Annotated in this window: 22 protein-coding genes; 3 read left to right on the top strand and 19 right to left on the bottom strand. The window is 31.0% G+C overall.

Features of this window, described 5'->3' with window-relative positions; all coding sequences use genetic code 11:
• The first annotated feature begins 161 nt into the window (after window positions 1–161).
• From ABW636_RS17620 to ABW636_RS17610, 3 genes are all read left to right on the top strand, one after another.
• Complete coding sequence (locus tag ABW636_RS17620; protein ID WP_367591389.1) at window positions 162–1046, top strand: DUF547 domain-containing protein; 885 nt, start codon at window positions 162–164, stop codon at window positions 1044–1046.
• 257 nt (window positions 1047–1303) lie between these two features.
• Window positions 1304–2014, top strand: a complete 711-nt coding sequence (locus tag ABW636_RS17615; RefSeq protein WP_367591388.1) for a DUF547 domain-containing protein — start codon at window positions 1304–1306, stop codon at window positions 2012–2014.
• 25 nt (window positions 2015–2039) lie between these two features.
• A complete protein-coding gene (locus ABW636_RS17610) occupies window positions 2040–2759 on the top strand; it encodes a TIGR04283 family arsenosugar biosynthesis glycosyltransferase (RefSeq protein WP_367591387.1) in 720 nt (239 codons plus the stop codon).
• A gap of 51 nt (window positions 2760–2810) precedes the next feature.
• Here ABW636_RS17610 and ABW636_RS17605 read toward each other — a convergent pair whose 3' ends face one another.
• The 19 genes from ABW636_RS17605 to ABW636_RS17515 form a co-directional block, all read right to left on the bottom strand.
• Window positions 2811–3485 carry a hypothetical protein gene (locus ABW636_RS17605; RefSeq protein ID WP_367591386.1) on the bottom strand — a complete coding sequence of 225 codons (675 nt, stop codon included), beginning with the start codon at window positions 3483–3485 and terminating at the stop codon, window positions 2811–2813.
• On the bottom strand, window positions 3485–4432 hold the full coding sequence (locus tag ABW636_RS17600) for a hypothetical protein (protein ID WP_367591385.1): 948 nt from the start codon (window positions 4430–4432) through the stop codon (window positions 3485–3487). Before ABW636_RS17600 ends, ABW636_RS17605 begins: the two co-directional genes overlap by 1 nt.
• Window positions 4433–4434: 2 nt before the next feature.
• Window positions 4435–5133 carry a DUF6304 family protein gene (locus ABW636_RS17595; protein ID WP_367591384.1) on the bottom strand — a complete coding sequence of 233 codons (699 nt, stop codon included), beginning with the start codon at window positions 5131–5133 and terminating at the stop codon, window positions 4435–4437.
• 5 nt (window positions 5134–5138) lie between these two features.
• Window positions 5139–5984 (bottom strand): hypothetical protein, encoded by an 846-nt coding sequence (locus ABW636_RS17590; RefSeq protein ID WP_367591383.1) that lies wholly within the window; start codon window positions 5982–5984, stop codon window positions 5139–5141.
• Between the two features lie 21 nt (window positions 5985–6005).
• Entirely contained in the window at window positions 6006–6440 is a 435-nt protein-coding gene (locus ABW636_RS17585; protein WP_367591382.1) for an SMI1/KNR4 family protein, read from the bottom strand.
• Between the two features lie 15 nt (window positions 6441–6455).
• A complete protein-coding gene (locus ABW636_RS17580) occupies window positions 6456–7115 on the bottom strand; it encodes a DUF2947 family protein (protein WP_367591381.1) in 660 nt (219 codons plus the stop codon).
• A 64-nt stretch (window positions 7116–7179) separates the two neighbouring features.
• Window positions 7180–7473: a hypothetical protein gene (locus ABW636_RS17575; RefSeq protein ID WP_367591380.1), complete on the bottom strand. Its 294-nt coding sequence runs from the start codon at window positions 7471–7473 to the stop codon at window positions 7180–7182.
• A complete protein-coding gene (locus ABW636_RS17570; protein WP_367591379.1) occupies window positions 7473–7778 on the bottom strand; it encodes a hypothetical protein in 306 nt (101 codons plus the stop codon). Before ABW636_RS17570 ends, ABW636_RS17575 begins: the two co-directional genes overlap by 1 nt.
• Before the next feature lie 3 nt (window positions 7779–7781).
• Window positions 7782–8093 carry a hypothetical protein gene (locus ABW636_RS17565; protein ID WP_367591378.1) on the bottom strand — a complete coding sequence of 104 codons (312 nt, stop codon included), beginning with the start codon at window positions 8091–8093 and terminating at the stop codon, window positions 7782–7784.
• Window positions 8094–8101: 8 nt separating this feature from the next.
• Window positions 8102–8845 (bottom strand): hypothetical protein, encoded by a 744-nt coding sequence (locus ABW636_RS17560; RefSeq protein WP_367591377.1) that lies wholly within the window; start codon window positions 8843–8845, stop codon window positions 8102–8104.
• An 18-nt stretch (window positions 8846–8863) separates the two neighbouring features.
• Entirely contained in the window at window positions 8864–9202 is a 339-nt protein-coding gene (locus ABW636_RS17555) for a hypothetical protein (protein WP_367591376.1), read from the bottom strand.
• Window positions 9199–9426 carry a hypothetical protein gene (locus tag ABW636_RS17550; RefSeq protein ID WP_367591375.1) on the bottom strand — a complete coding sequence of 76 codons (228 nt, stop codon included), beginning with the start codon at window positions 9424–9426 and terminating at the stop codon, window positions 9199–9201. Before ABW636_RS17550 ends, ABW636_RS17555 begins: the two co-directional genes overlap by 4 nt.
• A 12-nt stretch (window positions 9427–9438) precedes the next feature.
• Entirely contained in the window at window positions 9439–9963 is a 525-nt protein-coding gene (locus tag ABW636_RS17545) for a hypothetical protein (RefSeq protein ID WP_367591374.1), read from the bottom strand.
• Window positions 9960–10508 (bottom strand): hypothetical protein, encoded by a 549-nt coding sequence (locus ABW636_RS17540; RefSeq protein WP_367591373.1) that lies wholly within the window; start codon window positions 10506–10508, stop codon window positions 9960–9962. Before ABW636_RS17540 ends, ABW636_RS17545 begins: the two co-directional genes overlap by 4 nt.
• A 2-nt stretch (window positions 10509–10510) precedes the next feature.
• Entirely contained in the window at window positions 10511–10804 is a 294-nt protein-coding gene (locus tag ABW636_RS17535; protein ID WP_367591372.1) for a hypothetical protein, read from the bottom strand.
• A 7-nt stretch (window positions 10805–10811) separates the two neighbouring features.
• Window positions 10812–12410 carry an SH3 domain-containing protein gene (locus ABW636_RS17530; RefSeq protein WP_367591371.1) on the bottom strand — a complete coding sequence of 533 codons (1599 nt, stop codon included), beginning with the start codon at window positions 12408–12410 and terminating at the stop codon, window positions 10812–10814.
• Window positions 12407–12637, bottom strand: a complete 231-nt coding sequence (locus ABW636_RS17525; protein ID WP_367591370.1) for a hypothetical protein — start codon at window positions 12635–12637, stop codon at window positions 12407–12409. Before ABW636_RS17525 ends, ABW636_RS17530 begins: the two co-directional genes overlap by 4 nt.
• 18 nt (window positions 12638–12655) lie before the next feature.
• Window positions 12656–13675, bottom strand: a complete 1020-nt coding sequence (locus ABW636_RS17520) for a hypothetical protein (protein ID WP_367591369.1) — start codon at window positions 13673–13675, stop codon at window positions 12656–12658.
• A 25-nt stretch (window positions 13676–13700) separates the two neighbouring features.
• Window positions 13701–14081 carry a hypothetical protein gene (locus ABW636_RS17515; protein WP_367591368.1) on the bottom strand — a complete coding sequence of 127 codons (381 nt, stop codon included), beginning with the start codon at window positions 14079–14081 and terminating at the stop codon, window positions 13701–13703.
• Window positions 14082–14156 lie beyond the last annotated feature (75 nt).

Here is a 14156-nt window from a genome sequence, read left to right as displayed (position 1 = left end):
TATTTCTGATTGTATAAGAAGAGTATTCTCATTTTTTATCAAGAGAGTTTTGTTGTAGTACTCTATAATAATAAAGTATAAAAACTGTTAGTAAAGTAGTAAAAACGATTTAGCTAAATTTGTGTATACCAACTAGTTGAATAGCTCTATAACCTATTTTTATGAAGTATATATATTGTTGTTTTGTTTTAAGCATCGGAGTATTAATGTCTTGTGGTGGCGGTAAGAAGGTAATTCAAGCTACATCTCAAAACAAAATACCTTCTGCCGGTGTAGATACTATTCCTCAAAACAAACAGGCCTTATCGGCCAAAGATTCGATACTAAAAGATTCGATCATAACAGTACCTCCAAAAGTTGATATAGTAAAAGATGAACCGGTGGTACCTGTCGAAAATTTTAATCACCAACCCTGGGATAAATTGTTAAAAGTTCATGTGTCTGCAGACGGAAAGGTTAATTATAAAGGATTTAAACAAGATACAGAGACTCTAAGGCTATATTTGAAAGAGCTAGCAGAGAATATACCTAATGAAGATTGGAGTAAGCCAGATGAGTTAGCCTATTGGCTTAATGTATATAATGCATTTACTATCAAGCTTATTATAGATCATTACCCGTTAAAAAGTATTAAAGAAATAGAAAATTTAAAAAAACCCTGGGATCATCGATTCATTAAAATTGGTAAGAAATGGTATACCCTTAATGATATAGAACATAAGATTCTAAGAAAAATGAATGACCCAAGAATTCATTTTGGTATCAATTGCGCTTCTGTTTCTTGCCCACCGATATTTAACAAAGCTTTTACCGCCCAAAATGTAGATAAAGAGCTAGAAAGATTGACATTCGATTTTATCAATGATCCTGATAAAAATTCGATAACCCCCAATCAAATACGTATCTCCAAAATTTTTAGTTGGTTTGCCAGTGATTTTAAAACCAAAGGTACTATCATCGATTTTTTGAACACCTATTCTAAGATAAAAATAGAACGTACAGCAAAAAAGAGTTTCAAAAAGTACGATTGGAATTTAAATGAATAGTTAAATTGTAGAAATTTCTTACTGTTTTTTTGTTAGTATAAATCTGTGGTTTAACGAACCTAAAAGGCCTTATTTTTAGGTATTTTAATGTCAATTTTGTTATATTTTGTACAATTATGTTTTGTGAAAGAATTCTTAAAAAAATAAATTAATACTGTAAGTTAATTAGTTTATTTTCTACTAAAAGCTTAAATCATAGTTAAAATACTGTGATCGTTTATAAAGCTTAATAGAAATAGATTTTAAAACATAAAAACATGAAATTGTCAAAGTATATAGTTATAGTTGTAATGGGGCTATTCTTTCAGGTGCAGGCCCAGAATGTATTTGATCACAGTACTTGGGATCAGGCACTTTTATTAAATGTATCAGATGAAGGAAAAGTAGATTATAATGGATTTATGAGAGATAGCTCTCAACTTTACAGATATTTTAAACAACTGTCTGATAATCCACCTACAGAAAGTTGGACCAGAGATGAAAAATTGGCCTATTGGATCAATGCATATAATGCATATACCATCAAACTTATTATCGATAGTTATCCTCTTAAAAGTATCAAAGACCTTAAAGATCCTTGGGGTACTAAATTTTTTAAGATTGATGGCGAATGGTATAGTTTGGGAGAATTAGAACATAAAATCTTAAGAAAGTTTAACGACCCCAGAATTCATTTTGCAATTAATTGTGCATCTTTTTCCTGCCCCGTAGTATGGAATAGAGCATACACAGGAGATAATGTACACGAAGCGTTAAATGATCAAACCAAAAAGTTTATCAATGACCCTACAAGAAATACAATTACAAATACAGAGGTAAACGTGTCAAAAATCTTTAGTTGGTACAAAAAGGATTTTAAAGTTAATGGTGGTGATGTCAAAGATTTTATAAATCGTTATGCCGACGTAAAGATAGGGAAGCAAGCAAAAAAGGGTTATAAAGAATATGATTGGAGCTTAAATGAGTAAATTTGTGGTATATATTTTAATTTAAATGAGATTAAAAATATCCATTGTAATTCCGATTCTTAATGAGGTGAAAACTATACGCAGTATAGTGGATCACCTCATTAGTTTTTGCGATAAACCAGCACACATAAAGGAGATTATTATTGTTGATGGAGGCAGCGTTGATGAATCTGTGCTTATTGTTAATAAACTAGCCAAAGAAAATACTGCTATACCTATAAGATTACATTCTTCAAAAAAGGGAAGAGCAAGACAATTAAATGCCGGAGCATCAATTGCAAAGGGCGATATTCTATATTTTCTTCATGCAGATTCTTTTCCCCCAAAAGGATATGATCAATGTATCATAGATGAGGTGATAAAAGGAAACGATGCGGGTTGTTTTAGAATGAAATTTGACTCAGATCATTGGTGGTTACGATTTTTGGGATGGTTAACAAAGTTTAAAAGTAAACGATGTAGAGGTGGAGATCAGAGTCAGTATATCACAACATCATTATTTAAAGCAATTGATGGATATGATGAATCTTTTGTTGTGTATGAAGACAATGATTTGGTAGATAGATTATTTGCTATCGATCAATTTACTATAATCCCTAAGGATATAGTTACGTCTGCCAGACGCTATGAAGAGGTAGGAGTATGGCGCTTGCAATATCACTTTTTGAATATCCATATGAGGAGATGGATGGGAGCCTCTTCAGAAAATTTATACCGCTATTATAAAGATAAAGTAGCAAATTAATTAATTTATGCCTCTCTCATTTTTTATTGGGTGCGATACTTGGTGATTGTTTTAGTTTATTAATTTCTCTGATACTATGTTTAGTAAGTTTTTAAAACTGGTCTGGTGTAATTCGACCTTGAATGATCTTGCTATACATTCGAATGTATCGTCGTGAAATCCAAAGAAGAAATGTTTGGCGTTTTCCCAATTTTTTGGATTGTAATTACTGTGTACACTATTTATGTTTTGTATTTCTTTTATCCAGTTCGAATTCATAATTTGCATAGGAGCATAAAGTTCTAAACCTTTTCCGAATAGTGGATGTCCTTCGAAAACTTCGTCATTTGGTGAACCTAACTTTGCAGATGTGCAATGCTCAAATTCTACTAAAGCTAAAGAGGTAACTTTATCACTGGCAGTATCTACTATTGTTGTATATGTTCCGTCCCAATTGGGATCCACAGATTTTACGTAAAAGATCAAATATGCTTTATGACCATTGAGGAATAAATGGGGCAAAGGAGCTCCTACATCCCAAGCTACCGGAAAATCAATGACAGCGGCATATGCTTCTTTTTTTGCTGCCGATAAATGACGCTCGCAAACAAGCAAGGCTTTAGAAGCATTATCAAATTCTTCTCGCTCTTTATCATTATATGATTTACGAATTGCAATAAAAGCTTTGTCAAGCCTTGCTTTAGCCTGACTTAATTTGTTTTCATAGTCTTCTATAGTTAATGACATTACTCCACCTTTATTTTAGTAATAGTATTTAGATCAATATCGATGATTACACCCGAATCACCATAACAAATTAAATGGTGGTTTTTTACTTCTGCTTTGTGTATTGGGTTTGAAAATGTAAAAAAGATGGCCCAGTTTAAAACACCATTTAGTGATGTAGATGCCACAAATCCTTCATTACCCATAGCACCATCACCAAATACAAATTTTTGGTTTTCATACTCGAATGCTCCATGAAAAATATCGACCTCTGTCCAAATATCATCATTGTATTTTTCTATACTTTCTAATGTTGTGTCACATAGAGGAGACCAATATTGTTCGGTTTCTCCATTATTTGGGTCATAAGTGCTGTATGCATTTCCTATTATAATATCTCCCTCTCCCATAGTGATACAATCAAAACCCGGTAAATACCCTTGTTTCCATTTTCCTTGTATTTTAGGATGCATCATATATTCTAATTCGTTAAAGTTTAATTTTTTTATTTCTTGTAAAAAGGCTTCTGGTAATTGTTTTAAAAACTTATTGAGTTGTCCTATCTTTTCAGCTACAAAATCTGCATCATTTAGCTTTTGATGTTCAATTTTTTCTGACTGCATGGGTTCTAATTCATCATTAAAAGAACTACACAATTGATATTTAAAACCGATCGATTCTTTACCAATGCTTAGATAAACTAATGCATTTAAAAAATGAGGTTTTATAGTTTTATCGGACCATTGGTACTCATCAAAATCTAATTCTAATCGCCATTGTCTATCTCCTCCCCAGCTAGCATATTCAAACCGGTGAATAATGGGTAAAGGATGATCAAAATCCCTATTTTTTAAAAGTTGTTGATAGCTGGGAGTTATATTTTGCTTTATTGCCAAAAACTGATCGCGTACTAAGACGTTAACCTCCTTATAAAACAAACTATTTATTACCTTTTCTTTTTCTTCCATTTCTAAATAGTTTTTCTCCAATCTTTATAATACCAATCTTCATTTGTTGGTAATTGATGTTCTGGACAATCAAAGGTTTCTTGTACCGAAAATATGTCTTCTTTATCTACAGCTTCAGCGGTCCACATATGAAGTAAATCATGTTTATGTCTCACTTGTTTTAACTCTTTCTTTAAATTTTTAAAGCAATATATGTGACCAAACATTCCGTTACCATAAGGACTATAGTTACTGTATTTGCAACTCAAACAGGTGTTTAAATAGATATGTTCTGGTAATTGATTTTGTATGGCAATCAATGCATCTTCCATCCATTCTAATTTCTTTTCAACAGTAAATTCTCCGAAGGATGTAGCTAACGTTAAGCCCGTGAGTTCACTATCTAAACCTTTAATAGTTGTAGTTTCACCAACTTCTACATTTACTATTAGTGGTGCAGTAAACTTATTTTTTTTGATCGAGTCAAAAAGTAAAACAGGAATTGTTACCGTTATCCTGAAATTGGTTAAATCTCCTGACCCATCTTGAAACATTTCATACTCAAATTTTGTGTCATCAATCTCTTCTGCTTCCAACATTTCAAAATCTTGTCCTTCGAAATTAATTCCTCTTAGCGTAAAGTACATATCACTACCATCAGATTGTATAACAATTTCTTCTGTACCTCTTTTGTCTTGATATGTTGCTCTGTATTTTCTCATACATTTTATTCATTAATAGATTCAATTCCTTTTTGAGGGTTGTAATCTGGAAAAATATAGTAGTTTTTTAACCCTACATTTGTACTATCTTTTATGAGGGTTAGCCTTGATTTTTTTGGAAATTCTTTGGGTTCATATGCTATAGAGTAAGCAACATTAAGAGTATCGCCTTCTAATACAATAAGAGGTGTAATAGGTTCTAAAAATTTGTATTGTACTATTTGTATTTTACTGCCTCCTAGTCTTTCTATCAGTTTAGCAATTACTTGTATAGTGTCCTGTACGTATGTATTAGGATCAAAACTACCTCTAGCTTCTTGTCCTTGTTTTATCTTTTGTTGCAATACCGTATTAGAATTAAAATAATCGATTATTATTTTTCTTTTAGTGTTGTCTGTCTTTTCAGGAGTAACATTATAATTAGAACCTCGGTAACCATTTCTGGTATCAAAGTAAACACTACCTATTTCTTTTTTATAAGAGAACAGATTGTGTATGGTATAGTCGGTATCGTATTCGTGTTGGGTATGCTCATCAATTCCGTCACCGTATTTAAAAAAAGTCAATCTCCAACTCACATTTTTATTTTGAGTTAAAAAGGAGTCTTTTTTTAACTGATTTACTATAAAACTATCTATTTTAATTTTGTGTTGTTCATTTTTTGAATCATAGTTTTTAACCACAAAAAAATCATTCCTTCTTTTAAGTAACTTTGCATTAACTGCTACGGTATCTGTATATACTCTATTGGGTTTTAAATGGTATATTTTGAAACTAGTGTCTGTTATTTCTTTTTTGCAAGAGATAAAGCTTATAAGAAATAGTATGTAGATTAAGTCTGTGGTTTTCATCTATCGTGTGTGTTATCTATTTTAGTAGCCTTTATGAGGTTTGTATTTTATAATAGTATTCATCTGATACTTATGTATATAATGCTGCAAGACCTCTTCAAAATCATAAAACTCTATTGGGTCATTAAACCTAGGAAGTATAATAAAGGAAGATACAGTACAGTAAACATGTTCTCCATCGAATGTATGAGCTACTAAAAAACTATTTTGAATACTACTTTTTTGAGTATCATTTTTCCATTCCCACTCATCAATATACTCCATAAAATTATTCTCAAAAAACTGTTTGTCTGGTGTTACTATATTGAGATATTCTACTTTTTCAGAAATAACTCCATACCCATAATATTTAAGAAATCTCACATAAGATTCGGGTATCTTAAAATTTACCATTTTTTGTATAGTATCAATATCTACAATTGTTCTTTCTCCAATTACATCAAAATTTAGAAGCATAATTAACTTAGTGTTTTATCTGTCATGATTCCTTTTTCTTTCTCCAATAGCAATACTACCATGTACTCCTATGATCAATACTTTTTGGCTTTTAGGATTAAATACAATATTCATTTCATCTTCATACATAAATGGGATCCAGTATTTGCACAAGGTTTCCCAATTTGTTTCTGCAGCAGTATACCTACCCCAAAAAAAGTATATAACATCTTCATCATCCCAATTTAGTCTATGCTTCACATTTTTTTCGAAAGCAGGATACTCTTCTTTATTCCAACTTGTACCCCAATTCCATTCTTTGGCAAAAGATTCAACCTTATTTATTTTCCAGTCATCATCTGATTTTACAAGCATTAAATGGCGTTGTTTTTCAGAAATATATGTATTCCAAAGTTGTTTAGAATAGTTTTCTGTTAGCGGTTTTATTTTGTTAGGAATCGTATTCTTATCCTTAAAAAACCGCTTCGAGCATTCAACAAAAAAATCTTTTATATAAAACCAGTCTTTAAAATCGATGTGCTTTTTGTTCTTTTCTAATTCAATTAATTCTGCTTGTCTATCATTCCATTTTTTGATGGCAGATGTTACGGTTCCGTTTTCTATCAATAACTTTTTTGCTTCGGTTAATCCAATGTTTAATAAATCTCTGATATGTTTTATATCTTCTATACTCATTTAATATAAATGTTACAATCCTATCTGTAAAAGTGTTTTGTATTACATGCCATTATTTCTAATCTTAATAATCAAGTACCGAATATCCCAACCCTTTATTATCGAGATGTTCTTTTAATTCTTGTAAGTTCTCCCAAATATTAGGAGTATCATACCGGCAAATGTAAATTCCATCGCTTTCTAAAAAGACACAAATATTTGGCATGGTACCTTTATTGTCTATCGTCCTAAAATCATAGAACATTTTATTATCGAATTCGTACTTTTTGTCAAAACCCACATTGTTTTCAAGTACACCTTGAATATCAACAACTTGTTTCTTTGTGAATGCTGCTATTATTCTATATTCAAACCCCATTAATCTCCTAAAACTTTTAGTTCAATTCCTTTTCTCGAAAAATATTTTATCAATGCGTTAAACCCTATAATATCCATTGCTTGTTGTTTATTTATAGTTAGGTTCTGCTTATTAATATATGCATCGATAATTTGTATAATTGTTTTTTGATGAGTAACAGAAAGCTTAGCGTCCCTATATGGGTCAATATAAATTCCTGTTTGTTTTTTGAACTCAATAAAAATGATCTCAACATTCGCATACTGACTATCGTCTAGTTCAAACAAATATTCGTTATTGTCTAATCTATGAAAATCTAAAGCCATAATTTAACGTGAAAAAACACTTCGTATACCATCAATAATTTTCCAACAGGTATCGTAATCCAAGCCTTTAGGCCTTTCTACTTTCCAGTGACTCATACTTGCTTTTAGGGTGCCATTCATACTAAATAATTGATAGGCCAACTCTTTTGATATAGTATTTTTGTCTGCATAATACTTCTCTAAACAATGTAATGCCTCTATAAATCTAGTTATTCGTTCTTCTTCTACATCTGCACTCATTCTAAAGAGTGTATCTAATCCATTTTGAGAATTGTATTCTTTGCGAATCAGTTTTTTTGCTTCTTCTGCAGTCATTTTTCAAGTTATTCTATCGTGAATTCTGTCATATTAATTCTCCATTCATTTCCTTTTTTCCATTGATACCAACCTTCATAATTCTTCTCTTTCTCAAAGTTAAATTCTCTTAAAGGGTCTTTTATCACTTCTATCCATTCTCCTTTCATGCTCTTTACTTTAAAAGGGTAAAAGTCATGGGTATCTGAACAAAAAATAATCTTTCCTCTGGGTTGATCATAGATTTCAAGCGTATTTAATTCTATAAATTCAACACGTTTTAGGTAATTTTCCCAGGTTTCGTATAGCATCCAGTTCACATCAAAAGATTCTTTATGACCACTAGCTTCAAAAGCTTCTCGTGTGGTATGATAAACTCCCTTTGGGTTCTTTTTTATGTAACATTTCATTCCTTTTTCCTCATTAAGGATTACTTGATAATAACTAGAAGTCTCTCTGGTAACCTTAAATTTTAATACAGGACCTAAAGCTACAAGTCCCCTATTTACTAACTCTTCTTCTTCTTCTATGTCTGTTTCTCCTATAGACATCTGATAAGGGTCTAATACAATAGGGCATTCATATGCTACCCGAAAATCTTTGAGTTGTTTCATATGAATTATTGCTACTGGAGTTACATCATTATAATTTTTATATAGTGAAATATCGTAGCTGGTATTTACTTCTAAAATTCCCACACCAATCTCTTTCATTGCTTGTGCTTTACTATTTACGGCAATTACAATCATTGATATAAAAAATAACAGTCTCATTTTTAAATATTTAAATTATTATTTGTATTCTGCAACAGAAACAGCATTGCAACTAATTTCGAAAGCAGCTTTGGCATCTATTACTTTGTAGGTATCTCCATCAAATTGAATTTCTAAGTCTGCATGATCCCAATCAAATGGTCCATTCATTTTGATAGGCTCAAGCATTGAAATTAATAGATAAGGAACACTATCTATGTACCTGTTTTCACTTATTTTTAATTGTATTTTTCTATGACTAGTAGTTAAATTAAACAATCTTGCCTCTTTTCCTTTCCATCTATCTAACAAACCAGGGGCATGCCTTAAAATTGGATGAGATTTTAATTCTTCTGTAATTTCTTTTGTACTAATCATTTCCTTATCAATTTGTAAAAAAATATTCCTGCTAAAATTAGCCCGCAAAGTGCAAGAATTCCATAAACTTCTTTTGCTTGTTCGGTATACACTACTCCTTCTTCAAGTGATAAAAACTTACCTTCTGTTTTGTAATCAAGGTTTGTTCTTTGTATATACATATAAATAAAGAAAGTGGTAACACATGCAATTAGTGCTAGTATAAGGTAGCGTATATATTTCATCTCCTACTTATTTTACGAATAATCATCAGGGTCCTTTCTGTACTCTTCTAATTTCTTTTGATAACTAGTTAAAAAATCTTCTTTTTCGTTTGTATCCAACGTTCCCAAGTTCTCTACATCTTCATAAGTTTTAGACCATTCTAGGGCTTTTAATAATGACCAAATGATATGTGTCCCTGCTTGGTATGCTTCTTTTGTGAGTTCTGGATATATCTCTTTTATATTTTCGGGGATTTCTTCACTTTCGGTTATCAAATCAAATAAATCAGATAGTAGCAAATCGGCATCTTTTAAACCCAAGCCTTGTTTTTTAACTTCATTATCTCCTTGTTCTATATCTGGTGTTTGTTCTACCCAGGTTAATTGCTCTACAGTTGGCCACATAAATTTTGCTGTAGAACCGTGTAATAACAAGCCTGCCTTTACACGTTCTGTGATTTTTTCTAACTGCTGTTTTGCCGTCTTTTTTTGTGAATATTCACTTAATAGAGACAATAGTATTTGTTTTCCACTTGCCATATTGTAAAATGAATTCATTTTGAAATATCTATAATTTTAAGATTTTGCTCTATAATTTGTTTGTTGGTTCTGCCATGCTTATCTTTTTCTCCATATACATTGTCTCGTTTTGCCAATTTATCTATTAAATCATTTTCGGTCTCTTGTGAAACGATTAATTGAATTGATTTTTCACCTTTTTTTAAAGCATCTGATACTTTAATTAAAATTTTAATGCTTCTTTCTACATATCCTACTTCTTGATAGTTGATTTTATCTAATTCATCCATTATCATTAAACTAGTATCATTACTTGATCTAAGTACTGCATGATGTGAATACACCATTTGTAATTCCGGAAATGGTGGATATCCTGCTTTTTTATAATCAGGGGTATACATTTTTGTTTTCTTAATAAATTTTACATAATCCTCTAATGTTTCCATTCCTTTTGGAGTTCTCATCACTTCTTTATTGATCCCTACTATTAGATCATTGATAAATTTTCTTCTATCTGCCTCAGATTTTCCTACAATTAGAAGGTGTTTATTACGATGTAATTCCTTTTTAGCTTCTTCTAGCATCCTTAATCATTATTTAATTCTGACTCATGACGAATTCCGTTTTCGTCGATACGAATATTCCATTTACAGCTTGTAAATGCTCCACTATTATTATGTTCTACTGTTCCGTAGGCTATTAAATTGTCGGGTTTTCCAAATTCGTCTTCATCATCCATATACACACAGATTTTCATCCCTTCTTTGAGTTTAATTGTATTTCCGTTTGCATCTTTTTTAAAATCAGTTTTTGATAACAGCACCAAATCACATGTTATCATTGCATTGAAATCAATATATATATTTTCTTCTTTTTGCATGTGATGATTATATTCTTATACCTTGAAATTCCCATTCAAATGGTTTGCCTAATGATTTTAAGGATTTAAGTTGTTGTATTTCAATTTTTTTCTGAAGATCTTCTTCGTTTTTCTCTTCAGTTGCATCATCAAAATACATCCTTGAGGTATTCATTTTTTTAGTGATAAAATTAATCTTGTAATCAGTTTCTTCGCCAGAACCTCTGTTGCGTTCACTTGATTCATAAGTTATTAATTCAAAAGCTTCTTTTTGATATCTGAATGTGTATTGATGATCTGACATATGCCAACTACCTGCACTGTACCAAAAATGAAAATCAATTTGTAAATCTCCATTGTCAAGGATTTTTACCCCATCAAAGGGTTCATCCATGGTTGGTGAATCTCGCAATATGATGAATTCATTTGATTGTAGTTTCTTTTCAAAAACGTGATCTGATTTTCCAAAATATATACCCAAAACTCTTGGGTTCAGATCAAGTGTATCGATTCCAGGGCCATCATTAAATTCTAAGTTTTCTGGTAATGTATTTTGTATTGCAAAAACTATATCATCTATATCATCATTATTTAAATCTCCCGATGAAGTAGATAAAACTTTCCATCCTTGCGGTATAAGATCACTTAGCTTTGTGCCTGACTCTGGTAATTCTACAGAATAGTCTTTTATTTCTGTTTTAAAAAAAACATCATCGCCTTTGTGATTAATTATCTTATAGATAAATGTAGTTTCACTTATCCAATAAAACTCTTTGAAGGTACAGATATCGCTATTATTAGCAAATTGAGTTAAAAATGTAAACTTGTCGTCTATCTTTTTTTGCAAAAAAAAGGTAATACATTCATGTCCTCCAAAAAAACCATTTAAACGATGCGTGTTTTTGGGTGATGGGATGATATACTCTGGATTGCCAATAGTTACTTCAGTTTCTCCAGTTTGGATTGAAAAACAGACATCGATGGTATGTCCTCCTTCTAAAACTAAAATATCGTATTGGGGATAATATCCTGACGAACCTGTCGCAAACCCAAAATCATCGCTTAGAGGATTTATGATCAGTTTTTGACCGTTTTTTGTTTTTATACTTTTAAGTGCATCTTCTCTTTTATATGCTTCATCTTCAAATTCTGTAATCCATTCTACACGATTTTTTAAAATTGTTTTAATAGAATCCAGACTACTTATTTTTTTTGACTTATGATTTTGTCTGAATGATTTTTGTTTTAATTCATTAAATTCTGTGCTGCTAATTTGAGATCTATTTATGATGCTATCATCAATTACTTTTTTTAAATAACCGTCAAATACATACCCTTCTTTTATGAATGGTTCGGTTTCTTTTGACACTAAATACAAATAGTTGTTGTATTTAATTTTCACCCAGTTTCCCTTGATTATTTTTCCATTGTCATTAAGGGTCATTTTTTTATCTGTATCTATTACTTTTTCTACTAAAACTCCGTACGGAATTTTAGCCACTTTTGCTGATAACAAGTCACTACCAGAACGTACATTTAAGCCATTTTTAGCATTTATAAAATAATACTCCTGACTATATACATTGAGAGAAATAAGAGTTATAAAAATGATCGTAATTATTTTCATTTGTTTTTCTTTATCTGTTTATGCATGAGTATTCCTGTTAGAAATACTCCTATACTAGCTAAAATACCATACGTTTCTTTTGCCTGCTCGTTATAGACAACTCCATCTGGAGATAAAAAACTCCCATTGACATTGTATTCAAGGTTTGCTCTTTGTATGTACATCCATATACAGAGCGAGGTTATCAAACCTAATAGTATTGTTATGATCAACTTTATTTTTTTCACTTATTCAGCATAATTTGGTTAATAGGTTACGTGTCCTTTGTCTTCTCCCCATCGTTTGTTGTTTTCTATATAGATTAAGGTGCCATTAGCATCATATTTGTAACTCTCGATTACTTCTCCATTCAATTTCTTTTGAGTTAGGTTTCCATTAAGATCATATACAAAATCCCAATCTTCAAAAGGAAAATCTGGATAATGAGTGTATGTATTAATTTTAATAATTCTATTTTGAAGGTTGTAGTGATAGATGAGGCGTGTATTTTTATATGTTTTATCTCGCCATGTTTTTACATCACTTACTTTGATTATTTTATCTTGCTCGTTGTATTCTAATACAATTTTGCTTCGCTTGCTTCTTACAATTTCTGATAGAAGCCCTTTGCTATTGTAAGTATAGCCCAGAGTGTTTTTATCGTCTTCAGAGGTGGTTGTAGATGCAATCAATTTATCATTTTGGTATTTGTACTTTCTAGAGCATGATATTTTTTTGGATTTCGCATTACGATAACACTTTTCAATTAACTGACCATGGTTGTTATATTGGTATACATCCCCTTCTTTTTCAATTAATAAACCATATTTGTTGTATTTATAGAGGTCTTTATCTCCAAAATGATTGTCATCACCGTCGGCTAAATCATCTGGACAGATTTCTTTATATCCAGTTTGTAAGCCTAAATCGTTATAAAAATAATTTACAGAACAAAGTACTATGCCTGCATCAACATATCGTTGTGTATATAAATAGGTAGGAAATGTTTCTTCAGAGATTTCTATTCGCTCTGGTATCTCCCCATCATAGATAATCTCCTGTACTTCTTTTGGTAATCCGTAGGGAGTTGATTTTTTATTTTTTAAACTGACTATCTTTCTTATCTCACCTAAGCTATTATAAAAGTAAATAGAATCGTTTTGCCTTTTTACAGCAATGGTATCGTTTTCAAAACGAACAGTATAGTTATGTTGAGCATTACCATTTATAGTAAATAGTAATGCCACCATTATCAAGCTAATTTTATATGTTAAATGGTTTTGCATAACAATGTTTTGAGCATGTTTTGTATTAAGGTTTATACATATGTATGGTTTTGAACTCTTTCTGTTCATCGAGCGTTAATTCAAGCCCCATAAAATCCCATATTTCTGTAGCATTCACCTCATATTTCTTTGGATACAGGATATAATAATATTCTTTGCTATGATCACTATAGCCTATTTTATCGTTAATTTCAAACTCCTTTTTTAGTTCTGTTTTTAGCTTGTTGACAGGTACACCTCCGCATCTTCCTATGGCATTGATCACTTTTTTGTAATTCGTAATTGTCAATTCTCTATCTTTAATTACTTTGGTATGAAAATTTGCTTCCAAATAATAGATATATGCTAGTCCCCCAAGCAGTATTGTTGAAATAGCAAGTAATATGGTTAGTAGTTTTAGTTTCATTTAGATTTTAATGATGTATTTAAATTCATTTGGTATAACTAATTTAAGCTTATTTATGTTAGGGTACTATAGTCA

It is taken from the genome of Aquimarina discodermiae (assembly GCF_040786235.1).
Taxonomy (GTDB): Bacteria; Bacteroidota; Bacteroidia; order Flavobacteriales; family Flavobacteriaceae; genus Aquimarina.
Note: the sequence above shows the minus strand (reverse complement) of the source record. Positions and strands in the feature narration are given on the sequence as shown.

Excerpts from the sequence above, each read along its gene's own strand:
- ABW636_RS17620 (WP_367591389.1), top strand. The coding sequence starts at position 162 with ATGAAGTATATATATTGTTGTTTTGTTTTAAGCATCGGAGTATTAATG.
- ABW636_RS17615 (WP_367591388.1), top strand. The coding sequence starts at position 1,304 with ATGAAATTGTCAAAGTATATAGTTATAGTTGTAATGGGGCTATTCTTT.
- ABW636_RS17610 (WP_367591387.1), top strand. The coding sequence starts at position 2,040 with ATGAGATTAAAAATATCCATTGTAATTCCGATTCTTAATGAGGTGAAA.
- ABW636_RS17605 (WP_367591386.1), bottom strand. The coding sequence starts at position 3,485 with ATGTCATTAACTATAGAAGACTATGAAAACAAATTAAGTCAGGCTAAA.
- ABW636_RS17600 (WP_367591385.1), bottom strand. The coding sequence starts at position 4,432 with ATGGAAGAAAAAGAAAAGGTAATAAATAGTTTGTTTTATAAGGAGGTT.
- ABW636_RS17595 (WP_367591384.1), bottom strand. The coding sequence starts at position 5,133 with ATGAGAAAATACAGAGCAACATATCAAGACAAAAGAGGTACAGAAGAA.
- ABW636_RS17590 (WP_367591383.1), bottom strand. The coding sequence starts at position 5,984 with ATGAAAACCACAGACTTAATCTACATACTATTTCTTATAAGCTTTATC.
- ABW636_RS17585 (WP_367591382.1), bottom strand. The coding sequence starts at position 6,440 with ATGCTTCTAAATTTTGATGTAATTGGAGAAAGAACAATTGTAGATATT.
- ABW636_RS17580 (WP_367591381.1), bottom strand. The coding sequence starts at position 7,115 with ATGAGTATAGAAGATATAAAACATATCAGAGATTTATTAAACATTGGA.
- ABW636_RS17575 (WP_367591380.1), bottom strand. The coding sequence starts at position 7,473 with ATGGGGTTTGAATATAGAATAATAGCAGCATTCACAAAGAAACAAGTT.
- ABW636_RS17570 (WP_367591379.1), bottom strand. The coding sequence starts at position 7,778 with ATGGCTTTAGATTTTCATAGATTAGACAATAACGAATATTTGTTTGAA.
- ABW636_RS17565 (WP_367591378.1), bottom strand. The coding sequence starts at position 8,093 with ATGACTGCAGAAGAAGCAAAAAAACTGATTCGCAAAGAATACAATTCT.
- ABW636_RS17560 (WP_367591377.1), bottom strand. The coding sequence starts at position 8,845 with ATGAGACTGTTATTTTTTATATCAATGATTGTAATTGCCGTAAATAGT.
- ABW636_RS17555 (WP_367591376.1), bottom strand. The coding sequence starts at position 9,202 with ATGATTAGTACAAAAGAAATTACAGAAGAATTAAAATCTCATCCAATT.
- ABW636_RS17550 (WP_367591375.1), bottom strand. The coding sequence starts at position 9,426 with ATGAAATATATACGCTACCTTATACTAGCACTAATTGCATGTGTTACC.
- ABW636_RS17545 (WP_367591374.1), bottom strand. The coding sequence starts at position 9,963 with ATGAATTCATTTTACAATATGGCAAGTGGAAAACAAATACTATTGTCT.
- ABW636_RS17540 (WP_367591373.1), bottom strand. The coding sequence starts at position 10,508 with ATGCTAGAAGAAGCTAAAAAGGAATTACATCGTAATAAACACCTTCTA.
- ABW636_RS17535 (WP_367591372.1), bottom strand. The coding sequence starts at position 10,804 with ATGCAAAAAGAAGAAAATATATATATTGATTTCAATGCAATGATAACA.
- ABW636_RS17530 (WP_367591371.1), bottom strand. The coding sequence starts at position 12,410 with ATGAAAATAATTACGATCATTTTTATAACTCTTATTTCTCTCAATGTA.
- ABW636_RS17520 (WP_367591369.1), bottom strand. The coding sequence starts at position 13,675 with ATGCAAAACCATTTAACATATAAAATTAGCTTGATAATGGTGGCATTA.
- ABW636_RS17515 (WP_367591368.1), bottom strand. The coding sequence starts at position 14,081 with ATGAAACTAAAACTACTAACCATATTACTTGCTATTTCAACAATACTG.